Raw genomic sequence first — 24,949 nt, 5'->3', positions numbered from 1 at the left:
GTGGACTTATCTCAATTATATTGCTTTTAGAAGATGGTTTAGATAGTTTTGATATATTACTTACAAATAATCATTTTAATGAATATAATAGAGATTTTAACAAACTTAGGTCAGTAATTAGATCAAATAATATAATAAATTTAAATCTTAATGAGTCAAATTGTATAGCAGAAAGTTTTGCTTCTTATACATTAAGTACTATTGAAATACCAATTGAAAGAATGGAAATAAATGAAAAAAACTTTTTGGAACAAAACTATTTTTATAGAATAAGTTTAAATGATGTACTTGGTAACAATATTACTTCGGAAATAAATAATTTCTTTAATAATTCTACTAAGATGTTAATGACATTTTTAAGAAAAATTAAGTCTAAAGTAGATCTAGATGTAATAGAAATTAGAGGTGGTACAAGATTTGATAATAATCCATACATAAGTTATGTTGATCTTGTATGTAAAAAAGAATTTGAGAATGATTTATTAGATGTATTTAAATTAATTGTAAGTGAGTATTTATCAACTAATCTACGCATAGAACCAAATTTAAAATTTGAGATTGAAAAAATAGAAGAAACTAAATTTTACCCAATGACTCAAGAATCTTTTAATCATATTTCATCGTTTGTAGAATTAGCTATGAATGGAACATTTTCTGTAGATAGCAATACAAAAACAACAATATCATCTTCAACTTTAGCAAAATCAACTACATCAAGTAATAAATTGAATATTGTTATGATTTTTAGATCATTATCAGAGGATAGTTTACAACAAATGATTGAAAAAACAAAATTAGCTTGTAATGTAAATAAAGGTAAATTTACAAATAGGTTAATGATTCCATCATGGCAAAATAAAAATAATTATTTAGCAAAAGTATTTAAAAATGCATATGATTATTTATTTAAATCCAACATAAAGATAATAAAAACACAATATTCTTTAGATTGTAACTTAATTTTTTATAAATTTGATGTTAATATGATATCAATTGGGGTAAAATATAAACAAGTAGATATAAAAAAATCTACCAGTGATTTTAAAGATATTTTAAAAACATTTTCTTTAATAAAAGAAGTTTTATTTAGACTAGATAGAAGTTTGGAGTAAAAATGTCAAAAAAAATAGAAATTCATGGTCATGAAATTGAATTTGAGAAGAACGAAGGAAAAGCAATAATTGAATTACAACTTGGTGAAGTTCCTAGTGAGTGTTATCTAATAGATATATTTTCAGTTGACGGAGAAGATTATATAGCTTTAGTAGATTCTGAAAATAGTGAATTAATCATACTATTATATAAATTAGATAATGAAGAAACTGGAGAAATTAAGTTGAATTCTTTAGAAGATGAAGAGCAATTAGATGAAATATATCATCTATTTTCACATTATTGGGATTATGATACAATTGATAAAATTGTAAATGAATATGAAGATGATATAGAAAATAGGGATATTGATGAATAGGAATTTACCGTATTTTCCTATATCAGATTATTATAAAACTAAATATGGAGAAAAAGTATATAAATTACCTATTAAATTATCTATAACTTGTCCAAATAGAGATGGAGAAAGAAGTAATCTAGGATGTATATTTTGTTCTGAAAGTGGTGGTAGTTTTGAAAATTTACCATCGTCCATGACAGTTGACAAGCAATTAGAGACTAATAAAAATTATATAGGTAATAGATATAAAGCAAAAAAGTTTATAGCTTATTTTCAAAATTTTTCAAACACTTATATGGAGTATGATAAATTTGTAGATGTTATAGAAGCTTGTGATAAAGAATATATAGATGCAATTTCCATATCAACTAGAAGCGATTGTATTACTTACAAGAGGCTAGAATTTTTGAAAGAATTTTCAGAAAAAACTGGAAAAGATATAATTATAGAACTAGGTTTACAGACTGCTAATTATAAAACTTTAAAAATTTTAAATAGATGTGAGGATTTAGCAGACTTTATCAAAGCTTGTAATATGATTAATGAATATAGATTTAGAATTTGTACACATGTCATATTATCACTACCGTGGGATGATGAACAAGATATAATTGAAACTGCTAGAATTATTAATGTTCTTGGTATAAAGGAAGTTAAAATTCATTCATTATTTATAATTAAAAATACAAAGCTTGAAAAAATGTATAAAAATAATGAATTTAATATCTGTTCAAAGGAAGATTATCAAAAAAATGTCATTTTATTTTTAAGACACATAAATAAAGATATAGCAATTCAAAGGATAGTTGGTAGAGCTCCAAAAGAAGATTCAGTTTTTTGTAACTGGGATACTTCTTGGTGGATGATAAGAGATGAAATAATTAAGTATATGAACGAAAATAATATTCTTCAAGGTGACCTTAGCACTTTAAAAGAATATAAAAAATTAAAGGGAGAGATGAAATGATTTATTTAGTATTAGGACCTTCAGGAAGTGGAAAAACAAAATGGTTAATTGACCAAGCTAATGATGAAAAAGGTAAGGGAAATGCAAATATAGTATTTGTAGATAGTGATAATGAACAAATTTATTCATTAGATCATGCTGTAAGATTAATTGATGCATCAGATTTCTTTATCGATTCTGTAGAATCTTTTAGAGGTTTTATAGCTGGAATATTAGCAAGAGATTACGATATTGGAAAAATTTATATTGATGGTATTTATGACATAGTTGATATAAATAGTGAAAATATTGAGAAACTTTCAGATAGCTTAACTAAACTTTCTAATGAATGCAAGGTTGATATCTATCTTGGCTTAGATTGTAAAGCAAGTGATATACCTGAATCTCTTGATGCAGAAATTCACGAAACAAAATTATTAGACTAAATTTAAGCCGTCTCATTGAGACGGTTTTTTGATATTATGTTAGATGAAGTAAAAAAATTAGAAACTTTCAATAAGTGGAGAAAGGAAAGTATTGATTTATTAACTGAGAAAAAAATCTGTAAGAATGAATTTTTAAATATAAATTATGAATATTTGGTCAAACTAGATTTAAAACCATTTTCAAATATTTCTACAGTTTTAGAAGCTGTCTATAATTATCAATATTATAATATTATGGCAAAAAGATCTAACCAAATAGCATTAAATTTAATATCTAAAAAGAAGAAAAGATATAAACAAGAAATAAATAATAGGGAAAACTATTATTATCTAAAAGATATAGCTACTGAAAAACTATTAGAATTGATAGACTATAAAGATATAGAAGCATATTATATAAAATTAAAATCTAAAAGATTAACTGGTGAGATTTTTGAAATATATATTAAAGATTATGATAAATTAATTCTACATTCTAAAAATAAAAATCTATTGAAAAAACTTCAGGAAAAAAAATGTTTTTTAGAAGAGGCAAAAGTTTCAATGATAGATTCTTACGTTAATAAGTCATATTAAATATGATAGAAGTTAAAATAAATGAAAATGATTCAAATCAAAGATTTGATAGATTTTTGAGAAAATATTTAAAAAATGCTCCCTTGTCAATAATTCAAAAAAATATAAGGAAGAAAAATTTTAAAATAAATGATAAAAGAGCAAAAAAAGATGATTTTGTAAAAAAAGATGACATTATAAAGATGTACATTAAAGATGAAGACTACCAAAAATGGGTTAGAAAAGAAGATTCTAAACCAAGTGATTTTAATCTTGATATACTTTATGAAGATGAGAATATTATAATAATAGATAAAAAATCTGGAGTTTTATCTCATGCTGCAAGTTCAAGTGACTATGGGAAAAATTTGGTTGACCAAATGACTTCATACTTATACAAGACAAACAAAGTAAATAGTAGAGATTTAACATTTAGGCCAAGTATAGTAAATAGACTTGATAGAAATACAGCAGGACTTATTATTGGTGCAAAGAATGCTAATTCCTTAAGAGCTTTAAATGGAGCAATTAAACAAAGAAAAATAAATAAATATTACTTGACTATAGTAGAAGGTGAAATAAAAAAAGATTTTACAGTTGATACTAATATTAGTAAATATAAAAATAAAAATATGGTAAAAGAAAATAAAGATGGAAAAAGAATAATTACAAATTTTCATCCTCTTGAAAGTAAAAATAATTTTACTCTACTTGAATGTGAATTAATAACAGGAAAAACTCACCAAATTAGATATTCTTTACACAAAAACTCTACACCTATTATTGGGGATAGAAAATACAGAAAATCAAACATAGATTACAATAAGATAAAACTTAATAGTCAAGCTTTACTTGCTTATAAGTTAGAATTTGGGAAAATTAAAAGTTTAGATTATTTAGAAAATAAAATTTTTATCTCAAAACAAGTTAAAGAAATTAATAGGTTAAAAAAGGAAGTATTTAATGAAGGTTTCAATTAATAAGGAATTTATAAATACTGATAAAGAAATTTTACATGAATTAGTTAGGGAATTGTATCCTAAATCTTATAAAAAATATATACTTTCAAATATAAATGGCAAAATTAAAGATCTAAATTATAAAATCTCACCTAATGATGAAATTTTACTTATAGATAAATCAAGTCACATTTCAAATCTTAGCTATGAATCAAGTATTGCTTTAGTATGTATATTGGCAATTAAAGAAATTTATAAAAATGTTAAAGTAAATGTTGAATATTCTGTAAATAATTGTTTATATTTATCAATTGATGGCTTTAAAGTTTTACATAATGATTTATCAAAAATAAAAAATGAAATGAATAATATCATAAAAAAAGATATTCCATTTTTTAGAGAATTTTATACAAAAGATGAGGCTTTAAAAATCTTTAAAAATAGCAACCAATTAGATAAATATAATTTGCTAAAGAGTATATATACAGATGGTATAGGAATTTATAAAATTTTGGGAGAGTGTTTTTCTTTTACCAATTTTTTATGTCCAAAATCATCATGGATAGAAGATTTTGATTTAATTTATTATTATCCTGGGATATTAATCAACTTTAAGAAAGATAAGGATTCCAAATTATTAGACTTTAAAGAACAAGTTAATATACCTAAAATTTATGAAAGATCAAAAAGATGGACAAATTTATTAGGAATAAATTATGCAAGTGATTTAAATAACTTGGTAAGAAGTAATAAAATAGAAAGTTTGATAAATGTAAATGAGACATACTACAATAACCAATTAAGTAAATGTGCTAAAGATATTATTAGTAATGATATGAACATAGTAATGCTTGCTGGACCATCTTCTTCAGGAAAAACAACCACTGCTAAAAAACTGGCAATTCAACTTGCAGTTTTAGGAAAAGATGCTTTTGTAATTTCTACTGATGATTATTTCGTAGATAGAGATAAAACTCCACTTGATACTAATGGAAATAAAGATTATGAAAGTATTGATGCAATAGATTTAAATTCTTTGAATGAAGATTTACTAAATCTTCTAGAAGGTAAAGAGGTTATTTTACCTTCATTTAATTTTATTAAAGGGATTAGAACTTTATCAAATAAAAAAATTACGATGAAAGAAAATACTGTATTAATTATTGAAGGAATTCATGCTCTTAATCCAAAACTTACTGACTATATTCCAGAAAAAAATAAATATAAGATTTATGTTTCTGTATTAACAAGTATTAATATTGATTCAACAAATAGAATTTCTTCAACTGAGACAAGACTAATTAGAAGAATTGTAAGAGATAATAAATATAGAGGATATAATACTTTAGATACATTAAAATCGTGGGATAAAGTAAAATATGGTGAAGAAAGATATATATTCCCATATCAAAATAGAGCAGATTTTTATGTGGATTCATCTTTAATTTATGAATATAATGCTCTAAAAAAATATGCAATGGAATGTTTAAATCAAGTTTCAAATGATTCTAGATATTTTTATATAGTAGATAGGTTAAAAAATATTTTATCGTATTTTGTTAATATGAAAGATACAAAAGTTATTGATGATAATTCAATACTAAGAGAATTTATAGGAGATGATAATGACTAAAACAATTGGCTTAGATATAGGTGGAACAAAAATTCAAGGTGCAGTTATCGATGAGAAAGGTGAAATATTAAAGACATACAGACTTGAAACTTGTGCTAGAGAAGGAAAAGATAAAGTTTTAGATAATATTTCAAAAATCATTGATTTTTTAAAAACAGATGATATAAAAGCTGTTGGAGTGGGTACCCCTGGCTTTATAGATTCAGAAAATGGAATTGTTACTTTTGCTGGAAATATTGATGGTTGGACAGGTCTTAATTTAAAAAAAGAAATAGAAAAAAGATCATCTTTACCAGTCTTTATAGAAAATGATGCTAACATTGCCTTGGTTTGTGAAAAATGGTTGGGTTCTGGTAAGGGTTTTAATGATATAGTAATGATTACCATTGGTACAGGACTTGGTGGAGCTGTATATAATAAAAAAATGGGACTATTATCAGGAAGTAATTTTCAAGGAGCAGAACTTGGACATTTAATTCTTCACCCAAATGGTGAGTATTGTACTTGTGGGCAAAGTGGTTGTGCAGAAAGTTATTGTAGTGGTACAGCAATTGTTAGACATTATGAAGAACTTACTAGAAATAAATTAGAGGGTCAAGAAATTTTTAAACTAGTAAAAACAGATGATAATGCTAAGAAAGTCATTGATAGATTTACAAGTGATTTAGCTTGGTTTTTAACAAGTTTAAGAAATATATTTGATCCTGAGCTTATAATAATTGGCGGCGGAGTTATAAATTCCAAAGATTATTGGTGGAAAGAAGTTTTAGAAAATTTCGATAATTACTGTCATTTATCTGAAAAAATAAAAATTAAACCTGCTAAATACTTAAATGATGCTGGTGTGATTGGTGCAGGTAGAATTGCAATGGAAAGGTTAAAAAATGAGTAATAAAATATTGATTTGTGATGATGAAGATCATATTAGACAATTTATGAAAATAAATCTTGAATATGCTGGATTTGATATAGTTGAGGCGGGAACTGGAGAAGAAGCACTAAATTTAGCAGATGAACAACAACCTTCTGTTTTTATATTAGATATTATGCTACCAGGTATAAGTGGATATGAGGTATGTGATACTATTAGAAAAAAATATCCAAAAGCTGGAATTATAATGGTTTCAGCAAAAAGTCAAGATATTGATAAAATTCTTGGTTTAGAAAGAGGTTGTGATGATTATATAATCAAACCTTTTAATCCTCAAGAATTAATATTAAGAGTTAAATCTTTAATTAGGAGAGTTAATTTTACAGAAGAAGATAAAAAAGAAAAGAATGATAAGGTATTAGAAGATGGAGTATTTAAATTAGATCTATATTCTAGAAATTTTTATAAGAATAATATTGAAATAGATGTAACACCAACAGAGTTTGTGATATTAAAAAATTTCATTTTAAATAAGGGTAAGGCTATGAGTAGGATGGAAATAATGAAAGATACTTGGGGAGATAATTATAGTACAGATACTAAAATTGTAGATGTAAATATAAGACGAATTAGAGCAAAAATAGAAGAAAATCCTGCTAAACCTGAGTATATTGAAACAGTTTGGGGAACAGGCTATAGATGGAGATAAAAAATAATTTTTTAAAATTTAGATTTAACAGTATTATATTTAGCATTATGAAAATAATAATGATATTTGTAACGGTTGTAGTAATTGGATTTGAAATATTTTCATATAGATCAATTACAAATTATTATGAATCAGCTCTAGTTGGGGCTATGCTAAATCAAGCTAAATATAATCAAGTTTTATACACTAATTATTTATCTCGATATGATCTATCTGAAATAGTTATAGGAGATAAGAATTCTTTTTATAGAGATAATATTAGTCAAGTTCAAATTCTTGATAATTCATCAAATGTTTTATTTGACTCACAAGGCTCTTCCAACATTGGTAAAAAAATAAAGACTCAAGATGTTAATAATGCTAATAAAGGTGAATATTCTTATCAAAAAATTAAGAATAAAAAAACAGGTGAGGAAGTTATAGCCTTATCTTATCCATTAAGTGATAATCAAAAACAAATTGGAATTCTTAGATTAATATCTTCAACATCGAAAGTAAAGGAAAATGTAAATAATCAAATGATTGTATTCGTTTTTTTTTGGATTAATTATTTATCTTTTTGCTTTAATTGTGTCATATTATGCGGCCAAAAAATGGACTGTACCGATAAAAAAATTAACAAAAGTTGGCGAAAGATTAGCTCAGGGAGATTTTAAAGTTAAAGCTAACGAAAGTGGAAAAAATGAAATCTCAGAATTAGGACAAACTCTTAACTATATGAGTGAGAACATAGTAAAAAGAGAAGATATGAAAAATGATTTTATATCATCTGTTTCACATGAATTGAGAACACCACTCACATCAATAAAAGGATGGGCTATAACTTTACAGTCTAAAGAAATTCAAAAAAATGAAGAAATGTTAAGCCAAGGTTTAATAATTATTGAAAATGAAGGAGAAAGACTATCATTAATGGTAGAAGATCTTTTAAACTTTTCAAGATTATCTTCATCATCATTCCAGTATGAGAAAGAAAATTTGAATATAGTTGAAATTGTTAGAGAAGTTTACCATCAGTTATATCCGAGAAGCTTAAATGAAAAAATTAATTTTGAATTTAAAACTGCTTATGACAATATTATTGTTGATTGTGACAAAAATAGAATAAAGGAAGTATTTATAAATATCATAGATAACGCTATGAAATTTACAGATAAGGATGGTCATGTTGATCTTATGATTACAAAAGATGATGATAATGTTGTTATAGAAATTAAGGATGACGGTGAAGGTATTAAAGAGGATGAAATACCTTTTGTATCAAGCAAATTTTTTAAAGGTTCTTCATCAAAAAGTCAAACTGGTTTAGGTTTGTCGATTTGTGAGGAGATTGTAAAAGCTCATGATGGAAAACTTATCATAAAAAGCAAATACACAGAGGGTACATCAGTTACTGTAGTTTTACCGAGGATAAATTAATATGATTAGATTAAAAAAAATATCTTTAATAATTTTATTTTTAATTCTTACATCTTGTAGTTTTGGTCGTCCCGAAGATATGACTGAGTTAATAGAATCTCCCAAACAAGAAGAGACAATATTAAAGGGAACTTGGAAAGTAACAGAAATTAGAAAAATAGGTAAAAACAATTCATTAAATATAAATAAAAATGATAAATTATATATTGATAATGATATTGTAGCATTAAATAATGACTATGCATTTCCTCCAAAATTCTCATCAAAATTTGTAAATTTAAAATCCTATTTAGAAAGTAGATCAATAGAATTTAATGAATCTTCTGATAAATATGTAAAGATTTTATCTGCTAGTCAAGGCCAACTATATTCAAAAGATTTCATTATATTAAATAATAAAAAAATTCTATTCATACAAGATGATTACGCTATAACGCTAAAAAAAGTTAATAAATCTGTACCTAGATCAATCGTTGAAAAATACGTAAAAAAAGCATCTAAAGAAAGAACCACAAAAAATGGTGAAAAAGTAGAAAAAGATACAACAGTACTAATTGGAGTAAGAGAAAAAATAGAAACAGATGCCAATAATCCAAAATACTACTACTATACTTATTGTATAAGATTAGAACCAGATAAAATGGCAAGGATTGAAAAATCTGAACATATCTTTTTTCCGCATAAACAGGAGTTTTGGAGATTAAGATGTGAAACAGATATTAATAGTAAAAGCTACAATAATATCGAAGCTTATCCTGTAAAATTAGAAAAAGAAATTAATAAGAAAGATAATAAAAAAAGATATATTTTAGAAAATAATAAAATTAATTTAAAAATTAATTTTGTAAATGAAAATTTTATTTCATTCGATTATAACCTAATCAATGATAAATTACCAATTACAAAATACGCTGTTGTAAAAACTGGTGACTTAAAATCTAATTCGTTTTTAAATATCACAGATTTTACAGGCAATAAAGATAGTGAAAAACAATTTAAAGGTTTGATTTATGATCAGGTTAGTAATAATTTGTCTACAAAAAAAGAGAATTTATCATATGATTATACGAATTTTGGATTAATCAGAAATTTTGGAATGTGGCAGCTGCAATCATCTTATAATATTGAAAATGATGGGTCACTTGAGCAAAAATCTTTTCCTATAGATACGGCTTATAATAATAGTTTTATAAGTCAAAATAATAAAGATATTACTGTTGATCAAATAAAAAATATAAATAATCAAGCAAAAGATTATTTTGAGTTAGTTAATGGTCAATATATAGCGGTACAAAGCCCAGATGAAATATTATTTTATAGCATAAAAAATGGCTTAATTGACCCAAATCCAAAATTTTCTATAAAATTAAATAATTCTACTCAAATTGTTATGTTTGAACAAGGGCTTGGTTCTTATGCTGAAAAATGGGAAAAATCATTTAATGAAAATAATATCATAATTCATTAATACTAAAAATATTGACTGAACTTTGTAATTTTTGATAACATTTAAAAGAGGTAATTATGAAAATAGTTTTAGCAACATCTAATCAAGATAAAGTAAGAGAAATTAAAGAAATTTTAAGTGATAATTTTGATGTATATACTACAGTAGATTTTGATCTAAAAAGTTTTGAAGTTGAAGAAAATGGTAATACTTTAAAAGAAAATGCATATAAAAAAGCAAAAACTTTATATAATATAATTAAAGAACCTACCTTAGCAGATGATACTGGATTATTTGTAAAAGCTTTAGATTTAAAACCAGGTGTTCATTCACATAGATATGCTAGTGAAAATCCTACAGATAAAGAAAATAGAGATAAACTATTATATGAACTGAAGGGAGTCAATAATAGAGATGCTTATTTTAAAACAACAATATGTTTTATTGATCAAAATGGTAATGATTATTATTTCGATGGACAAATTGATGGTGAAATAAGTGATAAGGAATATGGCGATAAAGAATTTGGTTATGATCAAATTTTTAAAGTAAAAGAAAAAAATAAAACTTTTGGTCAAATGACTGATGAACAAAAGAATTTATATAGTCATAGGTCAATAGCTTTAAATAAATTTAAAGAATTTTTATTGAAAGAAGACTTTAATGATAATTCTAGTAACTAGCGACACTCACGGAGATATTTATTCAGTAAGTGAATATATTAATAATAACAAAGTAGACTTTATGATTCATGCAGGAGATTTCACAAAAGATGCATTTAATATATCAAAATTAACCGGAGTAAATTATATTACAGTAAAAGGGAATAATGATTATAGTGATCATAAAAGTCCGATTGAGCAAATCATACCTATTGAAAATAATAATATTTTATTGGTGCATGGACATAAGGAAGATGTTTATTTTACAGATAAATTACTTATTCAAAAAGCAATAGACTATGATTGTAATATTGTTATTTTTGGTCATACACATACTTACTGTAATAAATATCTTAAAGATTTTGATTTATATTTATTAAATCCAGGATCTCCAAGTTTACCTAGAGATAATAAAGCTGGATTTGTTATAATAGATACAGAAAAAGGATTAAAAATAAAAAGAATAAATTTAGATTAAATAAGGAAAAATTATGGCAGGATTAATAAACTTAGTTGCAGACAATATATCAAAATTAATGGTTATACCAATTTTATCAATTATAATTATTGGGGTTACTTTTATTGTAAGCCGTAATAGTGATGGAAAAATTATAAAATTTTATCCGTCTTTTATAATAGGAATTGCGGGTTTAATATTTGCTATAATAGCAATTTTAAATTTAACTTCAATGATTGGCTTAAATTTAGCCTTAATTGGTGTAATTTTAATTTCAAATTCAATAATAGGAATATTTTTCGGAATCATTTTAGATTTAATTGAAAATGTAAAAAATTCTAGTGAAACTAATAATAAGAAAAAGGTAAGAAAAAATGCAAAAAAGTAAGGCGGCTTTTTTTGATATAGATGGAACATTATTTAGAAATTCATTGTTAATTGAACATTATTTTTTATTAACAGAAAACAATATTTTAGATAAAGAAAATTGGCTATTAAATGTAAAGCCATTGTATCAAAAATATCAAAATAGAAAAGGACCATACGAAGATTACTTAGATAAGGCGTCTTTACTATATCAACAAAATTTAAAAGGTTTAGATAAAGAAACAATTAATTATTATGCAAAAAAAGTAATTGAAAATAATAAGAATAAAGTTTATAGAATAACTAAGAATGCTTTAGAATATCATAAAAAGAAAGGCTACAAGGTCTTTGTGATTTCAGGATCTCCTGATTTTTTGGTAAATGATTTTGCTAAAATATATGGAGCAGATTTTACTATAGCTACTAAATATATATTTGATGAAAATAATAAATTTACTGGGAAAATATATCCTATGTGGGATAGTGGTAATAAGAAAAAATCTATAGATTTTTTAACTGAAAAATATAACATTGATTTGTTGAATTCACATGCATATGGAGATACAAATGGAGATTATTCTATGTTTGAAAAAGTAGGATTCGCCCATGCAATAAATCCAAGTTTTGAGCTAATAGAAAGAATTAATACTTGTGAAAGATTAAAAAATAAAACAACAATTCATATTGAAAGAAAAGATGTGAATTACAATTTTTCACTAGCAGATTTAAAAGTAAAATTCAATAAATTTTAATTTTTTTAAAATGTATAAAATTAAATGGAAAACTTTATAATAGCTAAAACAGATTTCTTTTATTCAAAATCATATTAAATTTGAATAATTTTTCTGAATTTTTTAGCTATTTTTATTTATCCATAAATAAACATAAATAATTTTATTTTAATTTATGTTAAAATTTATTTACAGAATATTAAAGAGGGATAGGAAATATGACATCAAGTGCGAAAAAAAAACCAATAATTGAAAAACTTGAATATGATTATTTAATTAATGATGACATTTCATCACTAAATACATTGATGTCATTGTATGATAACAAAAATTTTAGAAATTTTAATAAAAATAAATATTATGTTAAATCATATATTTTAAAAAATCTAAAAAAGAATTTCTGGTACTTATCTGATATTGATCAGATTATTAGAAGTTTAGATAAATCAATTGGAAAAGATCTTGATAAATTTGAATTTTTATTGAGTATAAAAAGTGAAAACAAGTCATTTAATGATAAAAAATTAATTGATGACTTAGAGTTCTGTGCTATTAATTATTATGGGGACTCTTTTTTATTTGAAGAAAATCAAATATTTACAGAGGATAATAAATATGTTTATGAAACTAAAAACAAATATATTAAAAAAATATATAACGATAGAAATCTAATAGCTAATATTAGAAAAGATGTAAAAAAGTATTCAGATACATATTTAAAGTATAAAGTTTTAAATTTAGATGTAAATACAAATAAACAATTGGCATTTGATATGGATATGATTTATACGGAAGATATTACTATAAATCAGGCGAAGGAAATTAATGATAAGTTAGTAAGCCTTTTTTACAATATAGCTATTGATGTATATGCTGATTATTATTGGAAGGGGCTTTGCATAGAAGTTATAAATAGGTATCATTAAAGGGCAATAAGCCCTTTTTTAATTTGATTAGAAAGGAAAATATGATTATTTTAGGTATAGATCCTGGAATTGCTATAATGGGTTATGGAGTTTTGGAAGTTAATGGAAACAGGTATAATGTTTTGGAAAACGGAGTGATTACAACATCATCTAAAACAAAAACTCCAAAAAGACTAGAAATTTTATATGAAAATTTGAGTGATATTATAAAGCAATATAATCCAGATGAGTTTGCAATTGAAGAATTGTTTTTTAATCAAAATGTAAAAACAGCTATTACCGTAGGTCATGCAAGGGGAATCCAAGTTTTATGTGCGCAAATTAATAATTTACCTATTTATGAGTACACACCACTTCAAATAAAACAAGCTATAACTGGATTTGGTAGGGCTAATAAAAAACAAATGCAACAAACTATTACAACTTTACTAAATTTAAGTGAGATTCCAAAACCAGATGATGCAGCAGATGCATTGGCAGTTGCTCTCACACATGCATTTAGTCAAAGATTTAAGGAACAATTTAGGATGAATTAATGATAAGTTATATAATAGGTGAAATAAAATATATTGGCGAAGAAAATTTTGTTATAGAAAATAATGATATAGGTTATTTAATAAATTCTTCATTTAATACTATAAAAACATTAGAAATAAATAATGAATTTAAAATTTTTACAAAAATGAATGTTAGAGAGGATGATATTTCTTTATTTGGTTTTTCATCAAAAGATGAACTTGAAGTATTTGAACTTTTGACAAGTGTATCAACAATTGGACCAAAAAATGCCATAGCAGTTTTGTCAACTTTGAATGTAGATAAGATTAAACTTGCCATTGTAAATAATGATATAGATACTCTCACAAAAGCTAAAGGAATAGGAAAGAAGACTGCTTCAAGAATAATTCTTGAGCTTGTGGATAAGGTTAAGAAGATGGCTATTAATGATGATATATCAATTTTAGAAGAGTCTAGTAAAAGTTCTAACTCTGAGATTGATGTAGCAAGAGAAGCCTTAATAAACTTAGGTTATCAAAGAAATAGTATTGATAATGTTCTAACTACTTTAAAAGATTCAGACTTAAGCCTTGAAGAAATTATAAAAGAAGCTTTAAAGAGAATGATTTAGGGTGATTATATGTATGATCAAAATGAAAGAATAGTTGGCTCTAATGAGCAAATAAATGACAAATACAAGGAATTAAGTATAAGGCCTAAGTGGTTAAATGATTATATAGGTCAAGATAAAGCAAAAGAAAAATTAAAAATTTTTATTGAGTCTTCTTTGAAAAGAGAAGAAGCTTTGGATCATGTACTTTTACAAGGGCCTCCAGGACTTGGTAAAACTACCCTTTCAAATATAATTGCAAATGAGCTTGGAGTAAATATTAGAATTACAAGTGGGCCTGCAATCGAAAGACCATCAGATCTTGCAAGTATACTAACAAATCTTGATAAGGGTGATGTTTTATTTATTGATGAAATTCATAGGATAAATAGGTCAGTTGAAGAAATTTTGTATCCTGCTATGGAGGATTTTGCCTTAGATATAATAGTTGGAAAAGGGCCTAATGCTCAGTCAATTAGAATAGATTTGGAAAAATTTACTCTGGTAGGAGCAACAACAAGAGCGGGAATGCTTTCTGCTCCGTTAAGAGATAGATTTGGAGTTTTATTATCTTTAAATCTTTACGATACAAAAGATCTTACAAAAATTGTAAAAAGATCTGCAGATATATTAGATATTCCAATCGATGAAAAAGGAGCTTTTGAAATAGCGAGAAGAAGTAGGGGTACTCCAAGAATTGCAAATAGACTTCTAAAAAGAGTCAGGGATTACGCAATTGTAAAAAAAGATGAAATAATTGATTATGAAACTTCATGTGAAGGATTAGAATTACTTGAAGTTGATCCTATGGGACTTGATAATATGGATAAAAAAATAGTTTTAACTATGTATGAAAATTTTGATGGAGGTCCTGTAGGTGTTGATACAATTGCTGCATCAACTGGAATAGAAAATGTTACAATAGAAGATGTTTATGAGCCATATTTATTACAGATAGGATTTTTAACAAGAACTCCTAGGGGAAGAATTCTAACAAAGAAAGCTTATGAGCACTATGGATTAAAATATAAGGATAAAAAATGAGAACAGAAGATTTTGATTATAATTTACCTGAAGAATTAATAGCTCAACACCCAGCTGATAAAAGAGATTTTTCAAGATTAATGGTTGTTGATAGAAAAACTGGACAAAGGGAAGATAAACACTTTTATGATATTATAGATTACTTAAATGAAGGCGATCTTCTTGTAATGAATGATACTAGGGTAATTCCTGCAAGACTTTTTGGTCACAGACCAGAAAAAGAAGAAAAAATAGAAGTATTTTTACTAGAAAACATTGAAAAAGATAAGTGGGAAGTTTTAGTAAAACCAGGTAAAAAGATGAAAATTGGTACAAAGTGTATTTTTTCGGATGAATTAAGCCTTGAAGTTATTAATATTAAAGAAGATGGAAATAGAGTAGTAGAATTTTCATATGAAGGTATTTTTCAAGAGATTCTTGATAAATTAGGAAATATGCCACTACCTCCTTATATAAAAGAAAAATTAAAAGATAAGGAAAGATATCAAACTGTATATTCTAAAAATCCAGGTTCTGTTGCAGCACCAACTGCAGGACTTCATTTTACAAAAGATCTTCTTAAAAAAATCGAAGATAAAGGCGTAAAATTAGCATTTATTACCTTAAATGTAGGACTAGGTACATTTAGACCTGTAAAGGTAGATGATGTAAAAAATCATAAAATGCATTCTGAATATTATCAAATTAGTAAAGAAACAGCTGATTTAATAAATGAAACTAAAAAAAATAATAAAAGAATTATTTCAACAGGTACTACAACTACAAGAACTTTGGAATCTGTATTCAAAAAAAATGGACAAATAAAAGAAGACTCAGGTTGGACAGATATTTTTATATATCCAGGATTTAAATTTAATGTAATTGATTGTCAAATAACTAATTTTCATTTGCCAAAATCAACTTTAATCATGCTTGTATCAGCTCTTGCAAACAAAGAAATAATATTAGATGCTTATAAGGACGCTGTTGATAAAAAATATAGATTTTTCAGCTTTGGCGACGCTATGTTTTTAAAATAGGAGAAAAAATGGCTATAAAATATGAATTAATAAAAAAAGATAAATATTCCAATGCAAGATGTGGAGTAATTCATACAGACCATGGAGACATACCAACACCAATTTTTATGCCAGTTGGAACAAAAGCAACTGTAAAAACTATGAGTGTTGAAGAGTTAAAAGAAATAGATGCAAAAATAATTTTGGGAAATACCTACCATTTATATCTAAGACCAGGTATGGATATTATGAAAAAAGCTGGAGGTCTACATAAATTTATGAATTGGAATGGACCTATTCTTACTGATAGTGGAGGATTTCAAGTTTTTTCTTTGTCAGATAACAGAGATATTTCAGAAAAAGGAGTAGTTTTTAGATCTCACATTGATGGTTCAAAACATTTATTTACTCCAGAAAAATCCATTGAAATTCAAAATGATATCCATTCTGATATAATGATGAGTTTTGATGAATGTATTCCATATCCTGCAGATTATAAATATGTAGAAGATTCAGTAGCAAGAACTGTTAGGTGGGCAAAAAGAGGTCTTGATTATCACAAGAAAAATTCCTACAAAGACCAATCCTTATTTGGAATTATTCAAGGTGGAATGTATGAAGATTTAAGAAAAAGATCTGTAGAAGAAACCTGTGCTATGGATTTTGATGGATATTCTCTAGGTGGTTTATCAGTAGGAGAACCAAAAGAAGAGATGATAAGACTTTTAAAATATACAACCCCACTTTTACCAGAAGATAAGCCAAGATATAATATGGGAGTAGGTAGTCCTGATTATTTGTTCGAATCTTTTGAAGCTGGTATTGACATGGCGGATTGTGTGCTTCCTACAAGAATTGCTAGAAATGGAACTGCAATAACATCTGAAGGAAGACTAGTAGTAAGAAATGCAAAATATAAAGAAGATTTTACTCCATTAGATCATGATTGTGATTGCTATACTTGTAGAAATTATTCTAGAGCATACCTAAGACATCTTGTAAATGTTAATGAAATTCTTGGAGCAAGACTTTTAACCTATCATAACTTATATTTCTTACTTAAATTATGTGAAGATATTAGAAAATCTATTATGGAAGATAGGTTTTTAGACTTTAAAAAAGAATTTTATAAAAAATATGGATATGAATCTTAAATTAGAATATATAATCTTAATTATTTTAGCTTTGATGTTTTATTTTTATTCTTTAAAAGATGATTTAGAACATAAAAAGAATAAAAAATTTGTTAAAAATAATTTAAAAATTGGATCTAGAATAATTACTGAAAGTAAAATTATAGGAGAGGTTTTAGAAATAAATAAAAACGAATGCCTTATTATAACAGGTACAGAAGAAAAAAATTCATATCTTTTAATAAAACTAAATAGTATAGAAAGTATAATAGAGGCTTAAATGCCTCTATCTTTATATTGATTCTAAAAATGGTATAATTTATTAGTAAGAGAGGGACTTATGACCAAGTGGTATATATATAATAAAAAAAATAATTATTTATCAAATTTGAAAAATAAAAATATTACCAAGTTAGAAGCATTAATACTTGCAAATAGAGATATAGTTGAACCAAAGGTGGTTGAAAGCTTTATAAATCCTAGCCTAGATAAATTACATGATCCTTTTTTATTAAAGGATATGAAAGAGGCAATTGATTTAATTATTGAAACAATGGAAAATGGAGAATCTATTAGAATTTTTGGAGATTATGATCAAGATGGAATTAGTTCTACTATGACTTTGCTTGATGGTTTGTTATATTTTTATGACGATATTAGTTATGATATTCCTGATAGGGTAATTGATGGTTATGGAATTAGTGATAGAATGATCGAAAGAGCCATTGAAGCTAAAGTTAGCCTTGTAATAACATGCGATAATGGAATAACAGCTATAAACGAGGTAAAAAAGTTAAAAGAAAGTGGCATTAAAGTTATTGTTACAGATCATCATCAAGTTTCAAAAGATAGTAATGGAGAATGGGTAAAACAAATATTACCTGAAGCTGCTTGTGTGATAAATCCAAAAAGATTAGATAATACATACCCATTTGACGATTTATGTGGAGCTGGTGTTAGCTTTAAATTGATGCAAGCATTGTATCAAAGATTAGAGGGAGATAGAAACTATTTGTATGGTTTACTGGAATATGTAGCCATGGGAACTATATGTGATGTAGTTTCTCTTACTGATGAAAATAGAATATTTGTTAAAGAAGGACTAAATAGAATAAATAATACAGAAAAATTAGCAATTAAAGCTTTAGTTGAAGAAAATTCTTGGAATAAAGAAGTAAACGCCTATACTTTAGGTTTTGTTATAGGGCCTTGTATGAATGCAACCGGTAGACTTTCAACCGCAAAACTCGCTATAGATATGCTAATGGAAGAAGATATAGATAAGATTTATTCATACGCAAAAAAGTTAGTTAGTTTGAATAATGAAAGAAAAGATTTGACAAATATAGGTCTTGAAAAAACTATAGAAATTATAAAAGATAAAAAATATTACAATGATGATATAATTATTGTAGATGTTGAAAATATTGAAGAAAGTATTTGTGGTATTATAGCTGGTAGAATTAAGGAAAAATTTAATAAACCTACTATTATAATGACAAATTCAAATAAAGAAGGAATACTAAAAGGTTCTGGAAGAAGTATAGAAGCATATGATATATATACAGAAATTTTTGAAATAAAAGATATGCTAGAATCATTTGGAGGCCATCCTATGGCATGTGGTCTATCTATAAAAAAAGACAGGGTAGATGAATTTAGAAAAAGATTAAATGATAAATCTAAATTAACAAAGGATGATTTTGACACAATCATAAATATAGATGCACAAATTCCAATTAACAAATTATCTCTTGAATTTGCTGAAAGCTTAAATAGGTTGGAACCTTTTGGAAAGGATAATCCTAAAGCAAAATTTGCGGATAAAAACTTAATTATAAAATCAATTAACATGATAGGAAAAAATAAAAACACCTTAAAAATGACTCTTAATAAAAATGGAAGAGATATTGATGCTATAAAATTCAATGCTATTAAGGACTATAATTACCTATCAGATAAGTTTAATTCAAATATAGTAGGAGAAGAAATTGATGCTATTTTTTATCCTGATATTAATGAATTTAGAGGTCAAAAAAATTTACAATTAAAATTAATCGATATAAGGTAGGTGATATTATGGCAAAAGATTTTCAAAAAGAGTTCATTAATTTTAAGAAAATAATCTTAAAAAACAATGAAAATGCAGATATAAATTTAATAAAGAAAGCTTATGATTTTGCTGAATATCATCATAGAGGCCAAAAGAGAAATTCAGGAGAAGATTATTTTATTCATCCTATTGCTGTTGCAACAACAATTTCAAATATGCAATTAGATGATCAGACAGTCTGTGCAGGTTTAATGCATGATGTATTAGAAGATACTCCAGTAACTGAAGACCAAATGAAAGATCTTTTTGGTGAAGAGATTACTTTTTTAGTCGATGGAGTAACAAAGCTAAAAAAATTAAATTATAAGACTAGAGAAGAAAAACAAGCTGAGAACATTAGAAAAATGGTTTTGGCTATGAGTAATGATGTTAGAGTTATCTTAATAAAACTAGCAGATCGTTTGCATAATATGAGGACTTTGGAATATAAGACTGAAAAAAAGCAAAAACAAACAGCAAGTGAAACTCTAGAAATATATGTTCCTTTGGCACATAGGTTAGGTATTTATACTATGAAATGGGAACTTGAAGATTTATGTTTTAGGTATCAAAAACCTGAAGAATATTACGAACTTGCTCAAATGGTTCATAATAAAAGAAGAGAAAGAGAAGCATACATTAATGAAATAATTGAAACTCTTGATAATTCTCTTTCATCATCAAAGATAAATTATGAAATATCAGGTAGACCAAAAGGACTTTTTTCTATTTATAAGAAAATGAGTAGAAATAAAATTGAATTTAATGAAATCTATGATTTAACTGCTGTTAGGGTATTAGTTGATACAGTTGCTGAATGTTACGAAGTATTAGGTAAAGTTCACTCAATTTGGAGACCAATACCAAATAGAATAAAAGATTATATTGGTCAACCTAAGCCTAATGGATATAGATCTTTGCATACAACTGTTTTTGGATCTGATTCAAAACCATTTGAAGTTCAAATAAGAACCAGACAAATGCATTATGAATGTGAATATGGAATTGCTGCTCACTGGAAATATAAGGAAAATAAAAGCAAATCTACAGAATTTGATGAAAAATTAACCTTTATAAGGCAAATTATGGAATGGCAAAAAGAAGGCGGAAAAGATGTAGATAGTAAAGAATTTTTGGATACATTAAAAGGTGATTTTTTCTCAAAGGAAATTTATATTTATTCTCCAAAAGGAGAGATTTATTCTTTACCGGTAAATTCATGTGCTATTGATTTTGCATATAGAGTTCATACAGAAGTTGGAAATAAGTGTGTTGGTGCAAAGGTAAATGGAAAAATTGTTCCATTTTCGCATAAACTTAACACAGGGGACGTTGTAGAAATTCTCACAAGTAAAAATTCACAAGGTCCATCAAGAGATTGGTTAAATATTGTTCAATCAAATCAAGCAAAAAACAAAATAAAACAGTTTTTCAAAAGATACAGAAAAGAAGAAAATATAGAAATTGGTAAAGATTCTCTATTTAGAGAACTTAGAAAAACAAACGAAATTTATAAAAAAGATATAAAAGATGATTGGCTTACAGAAATTGCTAATGATTTAGGATATCCAACAGAAGATGAAATGTTTGCATCAATTGGTTTTGGAAAAACAAATACTGATCAAATAATTCAAAAATTAATAAAAAAACACAAAGATGAATTGCCAAAAAATCCTGAAAGTTTGGATATTAATAAAACCAATAATACCAACAAATCTTTCTCGAATGAAGTTAGGGTGAGCGATCTTGATGATCAAGTTGATGTTAAATTTGCTAAATGTTGCAACCCAGTCCCTGGAGATAAAATTGTTGGATATATTACTAAGGGAAATGGAATTAGTGTTCATGTGAGAAACTGTCCCAATATAACTAATTTAAAAACTCCTGAAAGATTAATTGATGTTTACTGGCAAAATAGTTCAAGTGATATGTTTCCTGTTAGAATTCAAATTACTACAAAGGATGGCACCGGAATTATATTTGAAATTACAAAATTAATTTCAACTGAAAATGTTAGTATTGAAGCTATGAATGTAAGAAGTAATGAAAATCATGAAGGAATAATTGATTTGACAGTTAGTGTACCGAATACAGAAAAATTAAACGAATTAATTATGAAATTTAAAACTATAAAAATGATTGAAAGCATATATAGGGTGAAAAGTTAATGAGAGCTATTGTACAAAAAGTAAAAAAAGCAAGTGTTAAAGTTTCTGATGAATTAATATCAGAAATTGGTAATGGATTATTAGTTTTTGTAGCTGTTACAGATTCTGATAATGAAAAAGATATAGATTATATAAAAAAGAAAATAGAAAAATTAAGAATATTTGAAGATTCTGATGGAAAAATGAATTTGTCAGTTGAAGATGAAGGTGGACAATTGCTTATAGTTAGTCAATTTACCCTATATGGTGATGCTAGAAAAGGCAATAGGCCATCATTTATAAGATCATCAAATGCAAAAAAAGCAAAAGAATATTATGAAATATTAATTAAAAAATTAAAAGAAGATGGGTTTGATGTAAAAACTGGAAAATTCCAAACTCATATGGAAGTATCATTGATAAATGACGGTCCTGTAACTATTCAACTTGATAGTGAGAGGTTATATTAATGAATATAGTAAAAGTAAGTGAAGGCTCTATGATGGCAAATTGCTATCTGGTTTTTGATAAGAATAAAAATGGTTTTTTAATTGATCCAGTTTATCCTGGAGGAAAAATTGAAAATTATATAGATACGAATAAAATTAATATAGAGTTTATTTTATTAACACATACTCATTTTGATCATGTATTAGGTCTAAATTATTTTAAAGATAAATTTAAAGTAAATGTTTATGCAAGTGAAGATAGTAAAGCTATAGCAAATGATCCAGATTATAATTTATCTAGAGGATATTGTGAATTAAGTGTTGAAATTGATGAATATTTAAAAGATATGGAAGAGTTTTCTAAGTATAATATAAAAGCTTTAAAAACTCCAGGTCACAGTTTAGATTCAATGTCTTATAAGGTCGGAGACCATATTTTTTCTGGAGATACATTATTCAATTTATCTATAGGAAGAAGTGATTTTCCAGGTGGAAGCTATAATATTTTAATAAATTCAATAAACGATAAATTGTTTATATATGATGATCAAACTAAGGTTCATCCAGGACATGGAGAATCTACAAGTATTGGTTTTGAAAAAAATAATAATCCATTTTTAAATTAGGAGGTAGTATGGAATTTAAAAGAAGCCACATGTGTGGTGAACTTAGAGAAGAAAATATAGGGGATGAAGTTGTTTTAATGGGTTGGGTTGCCAAAAAAAGAAATTTAGGATCTTTGGTTTTTATTGATCTTAGAGATAAAACTGGCATCACACAAATTGTAACAAGAGAAGAAGACAGCGAAAATTATAAAACAGTAAAAGATGTTGCTGGTGAATATGTTCTTGAGGTAAAAGGAGAGGTTAGAGAAAGAGAATCAAAGAATCCTGAAATACCTACAGGAAATATAGAAATAGTTGCAGAAAAAATAAATATTTTAGATAAGGCTAAAACACCTCCAATTTATATAAAAGATGATGATGATGTAAGCGAAAATTTAAAATTAAAATATAGATATCTCGACATGAGAAAACAATCAGTTCAAAAAAATTTAAAATTAAGATCTGATATTGTTAGATGTATGAGAGAATACATGTATGAGAATAAATTTACAGAAGTTGAAACTCCGTTTTTAACAAAACCAACTCCAGAAGGAGCAAGGGATTATTTAGTGCCTTCAAGGGTAAATCAAGGTAAATTTTATGCTTTGCCACAATCTCCACAATTAATGAAACAATTATTGATGATTGGTTCACTTGATAGATATTTTCAAATTGTAAAGTGTTTTAGGGATGAAGATTTAAGAGCGAATAGACAACCAGAGTTTACACAACTAGATATTGAATTAAGTTTTGCAGACCAAGATGATGTAATTAAAGTTAATGAAGGTCTTCTTAAAAAACTTTTTGATACATTTACAGATTACGATTTACAATTACCAATTCCTAGAATGGATTATTCTGAAGCTATGAATTCTTATGGATCTGATAAACCAGATTTAAGATATGGATATAAAATTAACGATATATCTGAAATATTTAAAGATTCTGACTTCAAAGTATTTACTGATAATATCAAAGAAGGACATTCAGTAAGAGCGATTAACTTTACTGGACAAGCATCTAATTATTCTAGAAAACAACTTGATAAGCTAACAGATTTTGTAAAAGATTATGGTCTAAAGGGATTAAGCTTTATTAAATTTAACTCAGAAGATGATATTAACTCATCAATTAAGAAATTTTTAACTGATGATATTATAAATAATCTTAAAGAAAAATTAGAAATTAAAGATAATGATTTAGTATTAATTGCAGCAGATAAAAACAAAACAGTACTTGAAGGTTTGGGTGCTTTAAGAAGAAAAGTTGCAAAAGATCAAAATCTATATGAAAAAGAATATGCTTTTTGTTGGGTAGTAAACTTCCCTATGTTTGAATACAGTGAGGAAGAAGACAGATATGTATCTCAACACCATCCATTCACAATGCCTAATGAAGAAGATATTGATTTATTATTAACTGAGCCTGAGAAAGTAAGAACTCAAGCTTACGATATAGTAATAAACGGAGATGAGATGGGTGGAGGTTCTGTTAGAATAAATAACCAAGAGCTTCAAGAGAAAGTATTTAAGGCTTTAAAATTATCAGATGAAGATATTGAGCAAAAATTTGGATTCTTTATTGAAGCTTTACAATACGGAACACCTCCACACGCAGGCCTTGCTTATGGACTTGATAGAATGGTAATGTTATTTGCAAAAACTGATAATATCAAAGATATTATTGCTTTTCCAAAAACTCAATCAGCAACTTGTCCATTAACTCAAGCACCAAGCATAGTTGATGATAAAAGTTTAAATGAATTAAGTATAAAAGTAGAAAAGTAAGGACGG

Annotated in this window: 28 protein-coding genes; all 28 read left to right on the top strand. The window is 26.0% G+C overall.

The genetic code is table 11. The features are described 5' to 3' along the window. The first annotated feature begins 20 nt into the window (after positions 1-20). The 28 genes from ASHG_RS02275 (at position 21) to aspS (ending at position 24,943) form a co-directional block, all read left to right on the top strand. The gene (locus ASHG_RS02275; protein WP_244264230.1) at positions 21-1,112 is read left to right on the top strand and encodes a zinc-binding metallopeptidase family protein; all 1,092 of its coding nucleotides are present in this window, start codon (positions 21-23) and stop codon (positions 1,110-1,112) included. Between the two features lie 2 nt (positions 1,113-1,114). After that, a complete protein-coding gene (locus ASHG_RS02270) occupies positions 1,115-1,471 on the top strand; it encodes a DUF1292 domain-containing protein (RefSeq protein WP_040397256.1) in 357 nt (118 codons plus the stop codon). After that, complete coding sequence (gene mnmL, locus ASHG_RS02265) at positions 1,464-2,420, top strand: tRNA modification radical SAM protein MnmL/YtqA (protein ID WP_040397255.1); 957 nt, start codon at positions 1,464-1,466, stop codon at positions 2,418-2,420. Before ASHG_RS02270 ends, mnmL begins: the two co-directional genes overlap by 8 nt. Next, positions 2,417-2,845 carry an ATP-binding protein gene (locus ASHG_RS02260; protein ID WP_040397254.1) on the top strand — a complete coding sequence of 143 codons (429 nt, stop codon included), beginning with the start codon at positions 2,417-2,419 and terminating at the stop codon, positions 2,843-2,845. Before mnmL ends, ASHG_RS02260 begins: the two co-directional genes overlap by 4 nt. Before the next feature lie 36 nt (positions 2,846-2,881). Beyond that, a complete protein-coding gene (locus ASHG_RS02255) occupies positions 2,882-3,421 on the top strand; it encodes a DUF6648 family protein (protein WP_040397253.1) in 540 nt (179 codons plus the stop codon). A 2-nt stretch (positions 3,422-3,423) separates the two neighbouring features. After that, positions 3,424-4,380, top strand: a complete 957-nt coding sequence (locus ASHG_RS02250; RefSeq protein ID WP_040397251.1) for an RluA family pseudouridine synthase — start codon at positions 3,424-3,426, stop codon at positions 4,378-4,380. Next, positions 4,364-5,992, top strand: coding sequence for a nucleoside kinase (locus tag ASHG_RS02245; RefSeq protein ID WP_040397249.1), 1,629 nt, complete (start codon positions 4,364-4,366; stop codon positions 5,990-5,992). The genes ASHG_RS02250 and ASHG_RS02245 overlap by 17 nt, the downstream gene beginning before the upstream one ends. Continuing rightward, complete coding sequence (locus ASHG_RS02240) at positions 5,985-6,884, top strand: ROK family protein (RefSeq protein ID WP_040397248.1); 900 nt, start codon at positions 5,985-5,987, stop codon at positions 6,882-6,884. The genes ASHG_RS02245 and ASHG_RS02240 overlap by 8 nt, the downstream gene beginning before the upstream one ends. After that, entirely contained in the window at positions 6,877-7,572 is a 696-nt protein-coding gene (locus tag ASHG_RS02235) for a response regulator transcription factor (RefSeq protein ID WP_040397246.1), read from the top strand. Before ASHG_RS02240 ends, ASHG_RS02235 begins: the two co-directional genes overlap by 8 nt. Before the next feature lie 59 nt (positions 7,573-7,631). Next, positions 7,632-8,228: a cell wall metabolism sensor histidine kinase WalK gene (locus ASHG_RS09290; RefSeq protein ID WP_244264229.1), complete on the top strand. Its 597-nt coding sequence runs from the start codon at positions 7,632-7,634 to the stop codon at positions 8,226-8,228. Further along, positions 8,143-8,991 (top strand): HAMP domain-containing sensor histidine kinase, encoded by an 849-nt coding sequence (locus ASHG_RS09285; protein ID WP_244264228.1) that lies wholly within the window; start codon positions 8,143-8,145, stop codon positions 8,989-8,991. The genes ASHG_RS09290 and ASHG_RS09285 overlap by 86 nt, the downstream gene beginning before the upstream one ends. Before the next feature lies 1 nt (position 8,992). Then, on the top strand, positions 8,993-10,459 hold the full coding sequence (locus ASHG_RS02225; RefSeq protein WP_040397244.1) for a hypothetical protein: 1,467 nt from the start codon (positions 8,993-8,995) through the stop codon (positions 10,457-10,459). Positions 10,460-10,515: 56 nt separating this feature from the next. Next, positions 10,516-11,121: an RdgB/HAM1 family non-canonical purine NTP pyrophosphatase gene (gene rdgB, locus ASHG_RS02220; RefSeq protein ID WP_040397243.1), complete on the top strand. Its 606-nt coding sequence runs from the start codon at positions 10,516-10,518 to the stop codon at positions 11,119-11,121. Beyond that, a complete protein-coding gene (locus ASHG_RS02215) occupies positions 11,102-11,578 on the top strand; it encodes a metallophosphoesterase family protein (RefSeq protein ID WP_040397242.1) in 477 nt (158 codons plus the stop codon). Before rdgB ends, ASHG_RS02215 begins: the two co-directional genes overlap by 20 nt. Before the next feature lie 13 nt (positions 11,579-11,591). Continuing rightward, positions 11,592-11,945, top strand: coding sequence for a hypothetical protein (locus tag ASHG_RS02210; RefSeq protein WP_040397241.1), 354 nt, complete (start codon positions 11,592-11,594; stop codon positions 11,943-11,945). Beyond that, on the top strand, positions 11,932-12,675 hold the full coding sequence (locus ASHG_RS02205; protein WP_040397240.1) for an HAD family hydrolase: 744 nt from the start codon (positions 11,932-11,934) through the stop codon (positions 12,673-12,675). The genes ASHG_RS02210 and ASHG_RS02205 overlap by 14 nt, the downstream gene beginning before the upstream one ends. A gap of 197 nt (positions 12,676-12,872) precedes the next feature. After that, entirely contained in the window at positions 12,873-13,580 is a 708-nt protein-coding gene (locus ASHG_RS02200) for a hypothetical protein (RefSeq protein ID WP_040397238.1), read from the top strand. Positions 13,581-13,621: 41 nt separating this feature from the next. Next, on the top strand, positions 13,622-14,116 hold the full coding sequence (ruvC, locus tag ASHG_RS02195) for a crossover junction endodeoxyribonuclease RuvC (RefSeq protein ID WP_040397236.1): 495 nt from the start codon (positions 13,622-13,624) through the stop codon (positions 14,114-14,116). Then, positions 14,116-14,709 (top strand): Holliday junction branch migration protein RuvA, encoded by a 594-nt coding sequence (ruvA, locus tag ASHG_RS02190; RefSeq protein WP_040397232.1) that lies wholly within the window; start codon positions 14,116-14,118, stop codon positions 14,707-14,709. The genes ruvC and ruvA overlap by 1 nt, the downstream gene beginning before the upstream one ends. Before the next feature lie 9 nt (positions 14,710-14,718). Next, on the top strand, positions 14,719-15,732 hold the full coding sequence (gene ruvB, locus ASHG_RS02185) for a Holliday junction branch migration DNA helicase RuvB (RefSeq protein ID WP_040397231.1): 1,014 nt from the start codon (positions 14,719-14,721) through the stop codon (positions 15,730-15,732). Next, positions 15,729-16,751: a tRNA preQ1(34) S-adenosylmethionine ribosyltransferase-isomerase QueA gene (gene queA, locus ASHG_RS02180; protein ID WP_040397229.1), complete on the top strand. Its 1,023-nt coding sequence runs from the start codon at positions 15,729-15,731 to the stop codon at positions 16,749-16,751. Before ruvB ends, queA begins: the two co-directional genes overlap by 4 nt. A gap of 8 nt (positions 16,752-16,759) precedes the next feature. Then, positions 16,760-17,884: a tRNA guanosine(34) transglycosylase Tgt gene (tgt, locus tag ASHG_RS02175; protein ID WP_040397227.1), complete on the top strand. Its 1,125-nt coding sequence runs from the start codon at positions 16,760-16,762 to the stop codon at positions 17,882-17,884. After that, positions 17,874-18,143, top strand: coding sequence for a preprotein translocase subunit YajC (locus ASHG_RS02170; protein ID WP_244264227.1), 270 nt, complete (start codon positions 17,874-17,876; stop codon positions 18,141-18,143). Before tgt ends, ASHG_RS02170 begins: the two co-directional genes overlap by 11 nt. Positions 18,144-18,203: 60 nt before the next feature. Further along, positions 18,204-19,934: a single-stranded-DNA-specific exonuclease RecJ gene (gene recJ / locus ASHG_RS02165; RefSeq protein WP_040397224.1), complete on the top strand. Its 1,731-nt coding sequence runs from the start codon at positions 18,204-18,206 to the stop codon at positions 19,932-19,934. A gap of 8 nt (positions 19,935-19,942) precedes the next feature. Then, a complete protein-coding gene (locus ASHG_RS02160; protein ID WP_040397222.1) occupies positions 19,943-22,123 on the top strand; it encodes a RelA/SpoT family protein in 2,181 nt (726 codons plus the stop codon). Beyond that, the gene (gene dtd, locus ASHG_RS02155; RefSeq protein ID WP_040397220.1) at positions 22,123-22,572 is read left to right on the top strand and encodes a D-aminoacyl-tRNA deacylase; all 450 of its coding nucleotides are present in this window, start codon (positions 22,123-22,125) and stop codon (positions 22,570-22,572) included. The genes ASHG_RS02160 and dtd overlap by 1 nt, the downstream gene beginning before the upstream one ends. Next, positions 22,572-23,177 (top strand): MBL fold metallo-hydrolase, encoded by a 606-nt coding sequence (locus ASHG_RS02150; protein ID WP_040397218.1) that lies wholly within the window; start codon positions 22,572-22,574, stop codon positions 23,175-23,177. The genes dtd and ASHG_RS02150 overlap by 1 nt, the downstream gene beginning before the upstream one ends. A gap of 8 nt (positions 23,178-23,185) precedes the next feature. After that, positions 23,186-24,943, top strand: coding sequence for an aspartate--tRNA ligase (aspS, locus tag ASHG_RS02145; protein ID WP_040397217.1), 1,758 nt, complete (start codon positions 23,186-23,188; stop codon positions 24,941-24,943). The last annotated feature ends 6 nt before the right edge of the window (positions 24,944-24,949 follow it).

Source organism: Anaerococcus senegalensis JC48 (genome assembly GCF_000321005.1).
Taxonomy (GTDB): domain Bacteria; phylum Bacillota; class Clostridia; order Tissierellales; family Peptoniphilaceae; genus Anaerococcus; species Anaerococcus senegalensis.
This window is presented reverse-complemented; position numbering and strand designations above follow the sequence as displayed.